The sequence below is a fragment of the Arthrobacter sp. TJ-254 genome (assembly GCF_058269175.1).
Genome location: NZ_JBZCNF010000007.1, coordinates 62,575 through 75,453, shown reverse-complemented (window position 1 = coordinate 75,453; position 12,879 = coordinate 62,575). Strand labels below are relative to the sequence as shown.

Below are 12,879 nucleotides of genomic sequence, written 5' to 3'. Positions count from 1 at the left end.
GGAACTCCGGGACAGGATGCGGAAGGGGTGGCGGCCCGGTTGGAGGACCGGCAACTGCGTGAGCTGTGCGATCGGACCTACGAACTCCTCGAGGGCGATCATCCGCCCCGCCAGGCCCGAGCCCAGTACGAGGCCCTCCTGGATGAACTGGAACAAAGGGCAGCCGCTGCGAAGGCCCTGCGGCCCGTGACGCCGTCGCCCTTCGCGTTCCGGGACAACCCCCCGCTGTCCCGGTTCGAGCTGCATTACGGCGGTGCTTTGGCCGCATATGCGACGTACGAGCTCCGCGCAGGGCAACTGGTGCTCATGAAGACCGTTGTGCAGCCGCCCTTCAAAACGCTGACCACCACGGTGCAGGCGGCACTGCATCGGCACGTTGCCCTCAACCTGCACCGCCGCCGCCTGCCACTCACCGTGCGCTGCCCCAAGGCCAGGGCATTCCTTACCGAATACCCCCAGTATGGGAGCGTGATTGCCCAGCGCTGACCGCAGCCCCGCCCAGGATGGCTGGTCAGCCACGCTCCACAGAGGAGCACCAGGCCGATCACCTCACCCGGAGGTGTTCTCCTAGGGAGGCGGCCGCAATGCTTCCTTCCCGGCGAGTGGCACAGGCCATGGAACGGGCAGTGCACGATCGCCGGTTCGCCGTCCACCCGCCCAACTCAAGGAACGGACCGCAATGAAAGGGAATGGAAGGAAATGGGTTCAGCCGGCGGGGTAGGGGATGGGCTTGAGCAAACGGGCGAGGTGGACGGCGTTGCGGGCAGCCCCTGCCGTGGTGTCGGCGATCTTCTCCGGGACAGAGCCGAGGTCCTTGAAGTCGATGGTCTGCATTGCTTCACCGACCCAGTAGGTGCTGCCCTGGGCGGGGAGGGTGAAGCCGATGTCGTTGAGTCCCTGCTGCATATCCGCCACCGTCTTGTGGGCGCCGTCCTCGTTGCCCACGACGGCCACAATCCCCACTTTCCCGTACATAACAGGCCGCCCGTCGTCGTCGGTTTCTGCTAGGTCGGCGTCGAGGCGCTCGAGGACCCGCTGAGCGATGCTGCAGGGGTGGCCCATCCAGATCGGGGTGGATAGGACAAGAATATCCGCGGCGAGGATCCGCTCGCGGATCCCCCGCCAGCCATCCCCTTCACCCATGTCCTTTTCCACGCCGGGCATCACATTGTGATCGACCACCCGGACCGAGGAGGTGGTGACACCGTGCAGGGCCAGCTGGTCAAGAACGCGGCGTGCCATCAGGTCACTGCTCGAAGGTCCCGGGGAGGGGGTGAGGGAACAGATCAAGGCAATGGCGGCAAGGTCGGTCATGGTGATCCTTTGTCTCGCGGCGATTCGAAGGAGGAAGCTGAGGGTTGCATCATGCCGCAGGAGGAACCGGCCTCGGTCGCGGCCGGTGCCGACGCTGACCACGAATCGAGAATCGGCCGATCCCGTCACCGTTTTGCATGGCGCCCATCTGGGAAGGGATCCACAGCACGGGGAAGGCGGAATGTCCGGAGTCCGACGCTCTCGAGGCCCGGATCCTGACAGGTCAGTCGGTGCGGGCCGAGATTCCCGCGGCGGGCCCTCGGCGCCCCTGGCGCCAGTTCCCAGCGAGTACCGCCAGGCGGACCATGGTTTCATCCGATGGATCCGGCTGCGGGGCTGAGTTCGGGCGCAGTACCCGTGATCGAATAGAAAACGCCCACGGCCGCCACAAAATCATCGACCGACGGTCCCGGTCCGCATGGGTGATCAGCAGGATCCGGTTGCTTACCCGGTCCACACACCGTGGATGTGGCTGTGTGGGTCATCACCTGTGCTGGCCGCAGGCTCCGTTTCGTCGGTGCCGGCCAGTGACGCCCAGCACGTGGTGGCAGGGCGGATCCGGGGACGAGCAGGATCACCGGCCGCGGCGGCTTCACCTCCGGGAGGTTCCGGGGGCACGCATCTGAAAGGGCAGGGGTAGTGCAAATCCGGTACCCAGATTGGGGGAGAAGGCCCGGGCCGGGCCTGCGGTGCGCCAGTCCGCCGGGCGTGGTAGGGGTCTGCCGCCGGTTAGAGGCCGGCGAGCAGGGTTTCCATTTCCCTAATCTCGGCCTGCTGGGTTTCTACGATGATTTCGGCCAGGGCGACCGCCTCAGCATTCTGCCCGTTGTCGATTTCGTCCTGGGCCGCGTCCACCGCGCCCTCGTGGTGGACGGTCATGAATTTCAGGAACAGGCGCGATGCCTCATCGCCTTGGGCGGATTCAAGGTCGGCCATCTGGTCCCCGCTCATCATCCCGCCCATGGTCCCGGAGTCACCGCCTCCGTGTCCACCACCGTGGCCGGGCTCTACGGGTGCGCCCCAGGCTTCAAGCCACCCGGTCATGGTCTCGATTTCGGGGCTCTGGGCGTCCTTGATGCGGGTGGCCAGATCGGTGACCCCGGTGTTAATGCCGTCTTTGGCCAGCAACATCTCGCTCATCCCCACCGCCTGCCTGTGGTGGGGGATCATCGACTGGGCGAACATCACATCCGCATCGTTGTGTTCGGTTGCTGCTTCCTGCCCCGCCCGCGCCGAGGCGTAGGCGCTTTGGTCTGGGCTGGGAGGCATGGTGGAAGTGGTGTCCGCTCCGCCGGTGGCGCCGCATCCGGAAAGGGCGATGGTGGCAAGTGCGGAAAGGGAAAGGTAACGCCTGGGAGTCTTCATGGTGTCGGATCCTTCAATGCTCGAATTTACAGCTGTGGGATAGCCCGCAGGGCGGGGCGTACCGACGCTTCGGAGGTGGGTCCCGGTCGGGACCGGTGTGCGCCGTGGGAGGCGGAAGGGCGCGTATCTTGATGTACTGCAGGTACAGAACTGGGTCAGGGAAAGAAAAGTACCGGATTCGATGCCTGATCACCACCGGGTTCCTTTCCATGTCCGCGCCTTCCTCCAGCGTACTCAGGACGCTGCTGTCCGGCCCCGCCGTTGCACGGCAGGCCTCAGGCCGCTGCTCATTCTTCATGGAATCTTGAGAAACCCGTAACCTGGGCGCGACGTGCCGCCGGGAAGCTGGATGCAGCAGGGTCCCGGCTTCCGGGACCTCGGGCCCGGCCGTCGGCCGCACGCCAGGAGGTCTCTGACGGGGCCGGCACGAGCAGGGGACGTTATGGGTGGGATGTCACGGGCAGGGAAAGCCGGCCAGGCGGGATCAGATGAGGCATCGGTGCGGCCGATGCGCCGGTTGGCCGGCATCGACGCGGCCCGGGGGCTGGCGCTGATCGGGTTGATGGCCATCCACCTGCTGCCGGATGGCAGCGAGGAGGCGGGGGAGCCGAGCTGGGCGTGGATCCTGTTCTCGGGAGACTCGGCGGCGCTGTTCGCCCTGCTGGCAGGGGTGGGGCTTGCGCTGACCTCCGGGGGCCGTCACCGGCACGAGGGCAGGGCGATGACCGCCGATCGTTTGGGGCTTGTGGTGCGGGCTGTGCTGATTGGCGCCGTGGGGTTGTGGATCGGGACCGTGATGCCCGAGGACGCGCCAACGGACAACATCCTGATTTACTACGGGGTGTTCTTCCTTCTGGCCCTTCCGTTTCTGCACCTGGGCCCGAAGGCGTTGTTCGCCTCCGCGGCGGGCTTCGGGATCCTCGCCCCGATCCTGATCCAACGGTTAGAGGAAGTGCTGCCCGACTTCGTGTCCCAGAACCCCACGTTCAGCGATCTGGTGACCGAGCCGGGGGCGATAACCGCTCAGCTGGTGCTGAGTGGCACCTACCCGGCTCTGGCCTACATGACCTATGTACTGGCCGGGCTGGGGATCGGGAGGCTGGACCTGCGCAGGACCGAGGTGCAGATCCGGATGCTGGTCATCGGTGCCGGCGTGGCGATTTTCGCCCACACCGCCTCCCACCTTCTGCTCTACGCCTTCGGCGGCTATGAGCGGTTGCTGGATGCCTCCTCGATGAGCGAGCACGACCTGCAGGAGGCCCTCATCTGGGGGCCGGATGAGGTGCCGGCTCCCACAGGGTGGTGGCTGGTGATCACCACCCCGCACACCAACACCCCGCTGGCGATCGCGGCCAGCCTGGGTGTGGGCCTGATGGTCCTGGGTGTCTTCCTGCTGGTGGGCTCGAAGGCCGGGCCGTGGCTGCTGCCGTTGTCGGCGATGGGCGTGATGACCCTGACCCTGTACACGGTGCACCTGGTGGGGTTGTCCCTTGAACTCCACTACGACCAGCCCTACCTGTGGTTCACGATCAATGTCGCCGCAGCGGCCCTGTTCGCGGTGCTCTGGCGAGGAACCCTGGGACAGGGGCCCCTGGAGCGGGTGGTCGGCACCAGCGTGAAGGGCACCCGCCGGCTCGTGCTCGGTCGGGCCCGCGGCGGCACGCAAGGGTGACCGTCATAGCACCACCAAAAGGCTCCACTCCAGGGCAGAAGAGGGTCCTGCCACGGGCCCATCCCGCCATCGTTGCGGGTCTGCTGCCTAGGCACCTGACTGCCGGGTCAGTTCGGGGGTTTGCGGCGGGGCAGGCGGATCCGGAAGCTGGCACCCTGCCCGGGCCCGGGGCTGGCCGCCTCCACGGTTCCGCCCTGGGCCTCAACCAGGGCTTTGCTGATTGCCAGGCCCAGGCCCGAACCCCCACGGCGGGCCTCTCGCCCGGTGCCGGCCCGGTAAAAGCGCTCGAAGACGTGCGGGAGATTTTCGGCACTGATGCCTGCCCCTGTGTCGGTGACCGTGAAAGTGACCGCCTCCCGGGCGTGATCAGTCTGCACGGTGATGGAGCCTCCGGGCGGGGTGTGGCTCAACGCGTTTTCCAGCAGGTTGCCCAATACCTGGCCCATCCTCTCCCGATCCAGCAGCACCGGTGAGGCGTTCCTGCCGGTGCTCTTGGAGGTGATCGACACGCCCTTGTTGATAGCGCCGGGCTCCAGGGCCGCAACCGCCTGAGCAGCCAGGTGCTGGGGATCCTCAATGGTGAGCTGGAGGTGGGTCATTCCCTCCTCGGCGGCGGTCAGCTGCCGGATGTCACGGGCGAGCCGTTCCAGCCGGGTGATCTGGGCGGAGAGAATACCCGTGGTCCGCTCGTCCAGGGCCACGATCCCGTCCTCGAGACCCTCGAGGTGGCCTTTGAGGCTGGCCAACGGGGTGCGCATCTCGTGCGCTAGATCGGCCAGCATCTGGCGCCGGGTGGTGTCCACCGCGCCGAGTCGGGCGGACATCTCGTTGAAGGAATTGGCGAGGGAGTCGAACTCCGGGCCCAGCAGGGTGGGGCTGACACGCACGTCATAGTTGCCCGCGGCCACTTCCCCGGCGGCGGCTGTGAAGGAAGCCAGGGACCGCCCTATGGTGCGGTAGAGGTAAAAGCTGAGCAACCCGGCGATATAAAGCGCCGGGAGGCCGCCGAGGGTCAGGGCCGTCAGACTCACCGAGCGGAAAGCGGCCCCCAGGTGGACCAGCCCACCGGCCTCATCGGCGTGACCGGCCTCGATGAGCTCGTGGTAGAACATGGACGGCCCCACGAGCACCGCGGTGACCACCACAATGATCAGCCCGACCAGCAGCACCGCGCTCTGAGCCAGCATCAGCCGCACGGTCAACGAATTCCACGGCCGGTTCCGGGCTGAAATAGTGGTGGTGCTCATCGTCCGGTGCCCATCCGATAGCCGATCCCGCGAATTGTGTGAATGAAGCGTGGACGGGCGGCCTCATCGCCGAGCTTCCTGCGGATCCTTCCAATGTGCACATCGACCAGATGCTCGTCCCCGGTCCACCGGGTGTTCCAGACTATCTCCACCAGCCGCCGGCGGGACAGTACCAGCTGCGGGTGGGTGATCAGGGCGGACAGCAGATCGAATTCGATCCGTGTCAGCACCACCGGAATCCCGGAAAGGCGGACTTCCCGGGCGGACGTACTGACCTCCAGATCCTCAATCTGCACGAACTGCCCCTGAGCACCCCGACCCTCGGGCCCCTCCGCGGTGGAGGTGCGGGCACGGCGAAGCATGGCTTGGACCCGGGCCACCAGCTCGCGCGGGCTGAAGGGCTTGGTCACATAGTCATCGGCCCCCACCGACAAGCCGACAATCTTGTCGACCTCATCATCCCGAGCGGTGAGCATCAACACATGGCAGTCGGAAAAGGTCCGCACCTGGCGGCACACTTCAATCCCATCGATCCCAGGCAACCCCAGATCCAGCACCAGCACGTCCGGAGCGAACCCGCGCACCGCCGCCACGGCCTCGATCCCGTCGTGGCGCACCGCGACCTCCAACCCGGCCCGGCGCAGATACCCCTCGATGAGCCGCGCCAGATCCCCCTCGTCATCGACCACCAGCACCCGCCCGGCCGCCGATACGGACATCAGATCCCCTCCTCCATAGAAATACTGCGGATCCTCCAAGCCCGAGGGCCGGGCTGCGGCTCACCGATCTTGTTCACGGTGCTTATCCTCCCGCACCAAGGCCCTTTCCCGTTGCCCTCCGAGCCGGTGGGCCGCCATTGCCGTCGGGCTGCTCTACTGCTAAGGGGCCCCCGCAGGGCGCAGCCTTGAAAACACCGCGCAACAACCCCTGCCGCCCGCTGGGCCGGTGCCTGGGCCGTCAGGATGTCATCGTGGGTCGGCGCGGCCTCGCCGTGGTGTTTAGGCAGCTCAGCCCGCCCCGCTTCCTCGGGCAGGCGTGCGTGGCTGTTTAGCGGGCAAGATCGGTTCCGGCGGATTATCCGAAGGAAAGCGTGGTACCCAGCCCCAGGGTGCATGTACGGGGAGTACGCAAGATCTGCCGCACGAGTACCCGCGGCAGACCGGTTCGAATTCCACACGTACGATCATTCCGTCCGGGTGGACCGGCCGGAATCGACCTCCGATGGGTGGGCTCCGGCGGTCGGCGGGCACCCCCGCAGGCACATCGAGTCCTGACAAAGCGTCCCTGGAGCACGGCACGCGGTTTGTTGACCGCTGCTGAAGTCACTGCGTCTCACCAATCTTCGAGGTGGGGCGATTTGCAGCTCGCGGCTGCGATGGCCGCGTCAAACCTCACGAGCCGGATACCGCGTCCTGGCCGCTGAAGAACTCCACCATCGCGGCGGACGTCGATGTCGGCGGGCCCGGCGGAGCTGATGCCCTGCAGGGCCAGTGAAGTAAGAACGCGGTGAGGCATCGAGCTGCTGGTATCGAAAGAGGGGCGGAAAACAACAGGCCACCTCAGGAGCCGAAAAGCTCCTGCGGTGGCCTGTGGCGCCGGTTAGCGGATCAGGGTGATTCGTCCCGGCGCCGATCCGTGCTGGTCTTCCCTACGCCTGATCGGCGCTGCGGCGGCGGACCATGTAGGTACCGCCTGCGGCTGCTGCCAGGACGAGGCCGCCTCCGAGGGCCAGAACGCCCATGTTGGAACCGGCTTCTTCGGTTGCCCCGGTGTCGGCGCCGCCGTTGGGCATGGCACCCATCTGCGAAGGGATGAGGGTTCCGCACAGCGCCGGGGAGGTGGCCGCCAGCGGAAGGTCCTCGGTCAGGTCGCTCTTGGCCGCCTGGGCCTCGGCGCTCAGGGTGGCCGGGTCGAGGCCGTGCACGACGACGACGGCTGTGCCGGCTTCGAGCGAGGCCTTGGTCTCGGCGTTGATGTCGAAGGTGCGCTCGATGGTGTAGCTGCCGCCCTGGCCGCCCAGCTTGACGTTCAGGCCCTCCTCGGGGCCGGTGGCTCCGCTGGTGGTCAGGGTGGTGAGGATGCCGCCGTAGGCGGGCGCGCCTTCAGTGGTGTTGATGACGCCGTCACCGTTGGTGTCGGCATCGGGGGTGGGGCACTGGCCCTTGGCGCCGCCGTGGATGTGCTGGACGTGCGGGTAGGGTCCGTCCATGAAGGTCTCGGCCAGGCCGGAAACCTGCAGGTTCACGGTTGCCTGGTCGCCCTTGACGTCAACGGTGATCGTTCCGGCGCCGGTGCTGCCGTTGAGCTGGCCCAGGGTCGAGGAATAGGAGCCGTCCGCTGCCATGGCCGGCGCGCCGGAGAGGGCCAGCATGCCGAGGGCGAGGGAGGGTACTGCGAGAAGCCGCATGTTCTTGTTCATGGAAATTCGTTCCTTCACTGTGCGGTGAGTGCACACGTCGATTGTGTGCCTATCGTGTGGTTCGTCACGCTCTACTGCCTGGATTGGACTGCGTGCAAGAAAACTCAGCAAGCTTATGTTTCCCCACAGTGCATACTGTGGCAGGAAAGGCCGAGGTTGGGAAGGGGCGTACGCGACTGCTGTGCCGGATGTGACTGCTGACAGGCCGCGGTTCCAGCGGTGACGTGGCTCCGGCGAAGGAGTGGCCCGCCTTATCCGCACGCTCAATCAGCGGCCTCCACCGCGTGTTCTCCTCCGCTTCTCCGGTGCGGGCGCCGGCTGATGATCAGCTGGGGCGGTGTGGTCCCATGGGTGAAAAAGGTCCGCTGGTATTGCCGTCTAAGGGTTTCCGGCAGGGCCGGTCCTTCACCGCGCACGTGCTTGTCGCGCGCCGGAGATTTATAGCTAGGGCGAGGGGAGGTGTGCCGCGGCCCGAAAACCGTCTGCCTAATCGCCCTGCCGCCGTGAAGTAATCCGCTTGAAATGGTTGCGGGCACCATGGGAGAGGACGATACTCACAGCATGTCCACCCAGAAGCCATCCCTGATGGAATCAATTGTCCGCGGCATGGTGGCCGGTGTCGCCGGGACCGTCGTGATGACGGCCTTCCAGAAATATGTTGAGATTCCCCTGACCGGACGCGAAACCAGCTACGCGCCCGCGGATTTCGCCGAACGCATCCTTCCCATCCATCCGACGAGCCAGCAGGGGCGCGAGCGGCTGAACACGGTGACCCACTTCGCGCTGGGAACCATGTGGGGTACGGCGTACGGCGTCACAGCCCACGCCGGCCTGCGTGGAGCCAAAGCGGTCGCCGTGGTGTTCCCCGTTGTCTACAGCACCGATGTGCTGCTTAATACGGCCCTGGGACTGTATCAGCCTGGAACCTGGAGTGCGAAGGACTGGACCGTGGATTTGACCAACAAGTTCGTTCAGGCCGCAGCGACCGGAATGCTCTACGATCACGTCTTCGCACCACCCCAAACGCGGTAGGAAACCGACCGGCAGGAAGTCGCCCCGCGGGCCTCAGCGCCGCTCCCGCGAACGGAGATTCCGGTCCGGTCGAGCCAACCTTGGACTGTCGGGGGAACTACACCTGGCGGCCGTTGAGGAGAGAGATGAACTCTGAATCGGCCGGCGGGGAGGGACGGACGGCTGCGGTCATCGCCGACTACGGGCTGCTCGGTGACTGTCAGGGAGCGGCCTTGGTCTCACGCGACGGGTCGATCGACTGGTGGTGTCCGGCACGCTTCGATGCTCCCAGCATTTTTGGGCGGCTGCTCGATCCGCGGGCGGGCCACTGGGTCATCCGCCCCGCAGTGGAGTACACGCTCTCCCGCCGGTACGTGCCCGGAACCATGGTGGTGGAAACGGCATTTCACTGCCCGGGCGGGATGCTGCTCCTGACGGACTGCCTGGCCCTTGGCCCGGGCGAACGCGGGCACGCGATCGGGCGCGGCTCCCCGCACACACTGCTGCGCCGTATCGAGGCGGTCCGCGCGGACGTGCCGGTCCTGGTCGAGCTGGCCCCGCGCCCGGAGTACGGGCTGATCACACCGCATTTCATCGGCACTTCGACGGGATGGGAGATCACCGGCGGCGCGGACAGGCTGACCCTGACAGTGTCCCCGGGCCTTACCAGCGGCGGTGGCAGGGTGAGTGGATCGTTCCTGCTCAGGGACGGGGAACGGATGGATTTTTCTCTCCAGCACAGTGTTTCCACCGCCCGGCGTGTCCCGGCACCGGAGAGTGTCGCCGGGCTGGAGGACACCACCGCGGCCTGGGAGTCGTGGAGCCAGATGCATCGAAGCTACACCGGCGCCTACGAGGAGCAGGTTCACCGCAGCGCCCTGGTGCTCCAGGCCCTCACGTACAGTCCCACCGGCGCGGTCGTGGCAGCCGCGACCACCTCCCTTCCCGAGGAACCCGGCGGAGGCGCGAACTGGGATTACCGGTTCGGCTGGCTGCGCGATGGCAGCTTGACGCTCAAGGCCCTCTGGGCCGCGGCCTGCCCCGATGAGGCGCACCGGTTCTTCGAGTGGATCACCGCCTCGGCCGGATCCCTCGGCGTGAACCGTCTGCCGATCATGTTCGGGGTTGGCGGGGAACATGACCTGACCGAACACACCCTCGACCACCTCACGGGATACCTGCAGTCCCGTCCGGTGCGGATCGGCAACAACGCCTGGACGCAGAAACAGCTCGATGTCCTCGGCGAGGTTTTCGAATGCGCCTGGGTGCTGCGGGACGTGCTGGGGGATCTACCGGAAACCACCCGTGAATTCCTGGTGGCCGTCGCCGACCTGGCGGCCGGAACCTGGACCGAAACCGATGCAGGGATCTGGGAAGGCCGGGAAGGCACCCGGGACTACCTCACCTCCAAACTGATGTGCTGGGTGGCCCTTGACCGGGCGGTGAAACTGGGAGGCAGGCTTGCCGCCCCGGACCGGGTTCCCGTCTGGGAAGCCGAACGCGACAAAGTCCGGGCCGCGATCCTGGACCGGGGTTGGGACGGCACCGTCGAGGCGTTCACCGGCGCCTTCGGCTCCGATCACCTGGACGCCGGCGTCCTGCTGATGCCGATCATGGGATTCCTGCCAGCAGAGGACGAGCGGATCCTCTCCACCCTAGATGCCATCGAACGGGACCTGACCTCCGGCTCCCTGGTCCAGCGCTGGACAGGATCCGGAGATGAGGGAGCGTTCATCATCTGCTCCTACTGGCTGGCCGCAGGGCGGGCCATGGCCGGGCAGACCGACCGGGCAAGGCAGATCTTCAACACTGTGACCGGCCACGCCAACGACCTCGGACTTCTCTCCGAAGAGATCAGCATCAAAGACGGAACGCTGATCGGCAACTTCCCGCAGGGCCTGTCACACATCGGCCTGATCAACGCGGCCTGGGCCATCACCGAGGCCGAAAACAACCGGGCCTAAACCCACCCCGGGCCCACTACAAGTAAACGGAGGACATCAAATGGGACAGCTGCAGGACAAGGTCGCGTTCATCACCGGATCCGATTCAGGCATCGGGCAGGCAACCGCCATCGAGTTCGCCCGCGAGGGCGCCGACATCGTCATCCACTACCTCCACGATCAGGACGGAGCCACCTCGACGAAGGAACAGGTCGAAGCACTCGGGCGCAGAGCCGTTATCGTGCACGGGGACCACGGGGACGAAGACCAGGTCATCAAAATGTTCGAGACCGCCTTCGCCGCCTTCGGCCACGTTGACATCCTGATGAACAATGCCAGCGCCGACGCCTCCGGGACGTACGTCGCCGACCTCGAAATCGCCGATTTCGAACGCACCCTGCGCAGCAACCTCATCGGGCAGCTGATCTGCTGCAAACACTTCATCAACCACCGCAAGCAACAGGGCGGCGGGGGGAAAATCCTTAACACGACCTCCGTCCACGAGGAGCAGCCCCGTGCCGGAGCCGCCGACTATGACTGCTCCAAGGGTGCCCTGCGGAATCTGACGCGCACCCTGGTGCTTGAGATCTCCGACCTGGGCATGACCGTGAACAACATCGCCCCGGGCATGGTCCTGACTCCCTTCAATCAGAAAGCCATCGATGACCCCGAATACCTCGAGCAGCAGGTTCAGACCATCCCGCTGAAACGTGCGGCCGAACCCAGGGAAATCGCGCGCCTGGCCGTGTTTCTGGCCTCCCCGGACGGGGACTACGTCACCGGGGCAACCTATGTGATGGACGGCGGACTGATGCAGATGGCAGGACAGGGAGCCTGACCGAACCGCCCACCCAGCCACGGGCGCCCGCGCCCCAGGTAAACGACGCGGCCATCGTCACAGCGGGACCTCGGGAGCCGTCCGGTGGTGCTCGATGAGGAACTCCGCCATCGGTCGTGCACGCCGGGCGGCCTTGGTGTCTCCTTCCGTCGCCGCGACGATGGTGCCCTTGATCAACAGCATCCAGGCGTGCGCGAATACTTCCGCGTCCCCAAGGCCCGCCGCCGCGGCCGCTGCCTGGACGTGCAAACGTAGTCTGTCGAGGTACCGGTGGCTTTGCTGTCCCAGCGGATGCTCCGGTCCCAGTTCGAACAGCACCCTGATGTAGGACGAGGACTCAAAATCCGGGCGATGGAACCATTCGTCCAGGGCATCAAATGTGGCCCGCAACTGCTCTTCGGCGGTGGCGCCGGGACGGGCGGTTCGAGCTTGGAAATGGTCGACCACGAATACCTGCCAGCGCCGCTCAAAGAACGCCAGGATCAGGTCCTGTTTGGAGGGAAAATGGTGGTAGAGGGTTGCTTTGGACACTCCGGATTCCTGGATAAGCTCATTCACCCCCACGGCGCGGACACCGCGACGCATGAAGAGCTGATAGGAACAGGCCAGTATCTTTTCGCGTGCCCCGCGCGGGTGTTCTGAAGGCTCCATTGCCATCCTTACCGGCACCCACAAGAGGGGCCCTGCCTGCAGTGTAAGGGAATCTGCCCGAGTATTCTGCAGGTGGATAGAAAGAATCCGGAGTCATATGGGCAGCCCGGCCCATGGTCTTATACGAGGAAACCCGGTGCATTCCGGTCGGTCCAGCTGATTTCGCGAGCGAGATCATGAGTAAGAAGCGGGCCTATGGAATATTCGGCAACAAGAAATGAGGAACGGATCAGGCTCAGAGGCGTCTGGTGCGAATTCCGCTACCACCTTCCTCTCTGGAGTGCCTCACATTTCGGGACTGTCTGGGCAATCTTCAAATGCCCCAACCCGCCCACGCGCATATTTCCCACCCGTGCCACCCCCTTTCGGATGAACACACGCCGGAATCAGCTGCTGAGTCCGTCCGGGAACCGATCTGC

At 65.7% G+C, this 12,879-nt stretch carries 11 protein-coding genes; 5 read left to right on the top strand and 6 right to left on the bottom strand.

Going from position 1 to position 12,879, the window contains the following annotated elements; genetic code table 11:
• Nucleotides 1–27 precede the first annotated feature (27 nt).
• Nucleotides 28–486 (top strand): GNAT family N-acetyltransferase, encoded by a 459-nt coding sequence (locus tag AC4D14_RS17675; RefSeq protein WP_490903987.1) that lies wholly within the window; start codon nucleotides 28–30, stop codon nucleotides 484–486.
• 219 nt (nucleotides 487–705) lie between these two features.
• Here AC4D14_RS17675 and AC4D14_RS17670 read toward each other — a convergent pair whose 3' ends face one another.
• Nucleotides 706–1,314, bottom strand: a complete 609-nt coding sequence (locus AC4D14_RS17670) for a flavodoxin family protein (RefSeq protein WP_490903986.1) — start codon at nucleotides 1,312–1,314, stop codon at nucleotides 706–708.
• Nucleotides 1,315–2,043: 729 nt separating this feature from the next.
• Nucleotides 2,044–2,679 carry a DUF305 domain-containing protein gene (locus AC4D14_RS17665; RefSeq protein ID WP_490903985.1) on the bottom strand — a complete coding sequence of 212 codons (636 nt, stop codon included), beginning with the start codon at nucleotides 2,677–2,679 and terminating at the stop codon, nucleotides 2,044–2,046.
• Between the two features lie 508 nt (nucleotides 2,680–3,187).
• On the opposite strand from AC4D14_RS17665, the gene AC4D14_RS17660 reads away from it, so the two are divergent.
• Nucleotides 3,188–4,351: a heparan-alpha-glucosaminide N-acetyltransferase domain-containing protein gene (locus tag AC4D14_RS17660; RefSeq protein ID WP_490903984.1), complete on the top strand. Its 1,164-nt coding sequence runs from the start codon at nucleotides 3,188–3,190 to the stop codon at nucleotides 4,349–4,351.
• A gap of 107 nt (nucleotides 4,352–4,458) precedes the next feature.
• Here AC4D14_RS17660 and AC4D14_RS17655 read toward each other — a convergent pair whose 3' ends face one another.
• The 3 genes from AC4D14_RS17655 to AC4D14_RS17645 form a co-directional block, all read right to left on the bottom strand.
• Nucleotides 4,459–5,598 (bottom strand): sensor histidine kinase, encoded by a 1,140-nt coding sequence (locus AC4D14_RS17655; protein WP_490903983.1) that lies wholly within the window; start codon nucleotides 5,596–5,598, stop codon nucleotides 4,459–4,461.
• Nucleotides 5,595–6,317, bottom strand: coding sequence for a response regulator (locus AC4D14_RS17650; RefSeq protein ID WP_490903982.1), 723 nt, complete (start codon nucleotides 6,315–6,317; stop codon nucleotides 5,595–5,597). Before AC4D14_RS17650 ends, AC4D14_RS17655 begins: the two co-directional genes overlap by 4 nt.
• Nucleotides 6,318–7,246: 929 nt before the next feature.
• Entirely contained in the window at nucleotides 7,247–8,017 is a 771-nt protein-coding gene (locus tag AC4D14_RS17645; protein WP_490903981.1) for a GVDTG sorting domain-containing protein, read from the bottom strand.
• Between the two features lie 561 nt (nucleotides 8,018–8,578).
• On the opposite strand from AC4D14_RS17645, the gene AC4D14_RS17640 reads away from it, so the two are divergent.
• From AC4D14_RS17640 to AC4D14_RS17630, 3 genes are all read left to right on the top strand, one after another.
• The gene (locus AC4D14_RS17640; protein WP_490903980.1) at nucleotides 8,579–9,049 is read left to right on the top strand and encodes a hypothetical protein; all 471 of its coding nucleotides are present in this window, start codon (nucleotides 8,579–8,581) and stop codon (nucleotides 9,047–9,049) included.
• A 125-nt stretch (nucleotides 9,050–9,174) separates the two neighbouring features.
• Nucleotides 9,175–10,992 (top strand): glycoside hydrolase family 15 protein, encoded by a 1,818-nt coding sequence (locus AC4D14_RS17635; RefSeq protein WP_490903979.1) that lies wholly within the window; start codon nucleotides 9,175–9,177, stop codon nucleotides 10,990–10,992.
• A 40-nt stretch (nucleotides 10,993–11,032) separates the two neighbouring features.
• Entirely contained in the window at nucleotides 11,033–11,809 is a 777-nt protein-coding gene (locus tag AC4D14_RS17630) for an SDR family NAD(P)-dependent oxidoreductase (protein WP_490903978.1), read from the top strand.
• Between the two features lie 57 nt (nucleotides 11,810–11,866).
• Here the strand turns inward: AC4D14_RS17630 and AC4D14_RS17625 are convergent, their stop codons facing one another.
• Entirely contained in the window at nucleotides 11,867–12,460 is a 594-nt protein-coding gene (locus AC4D14_RS17625; protein WP_490903977.1) for a TetR/AcrR family transcriptional regulator, read from the bottom strand.
• Between the last annotated feature and the right edge of the window lie 419 nt (nucleotides 12,461–12,879).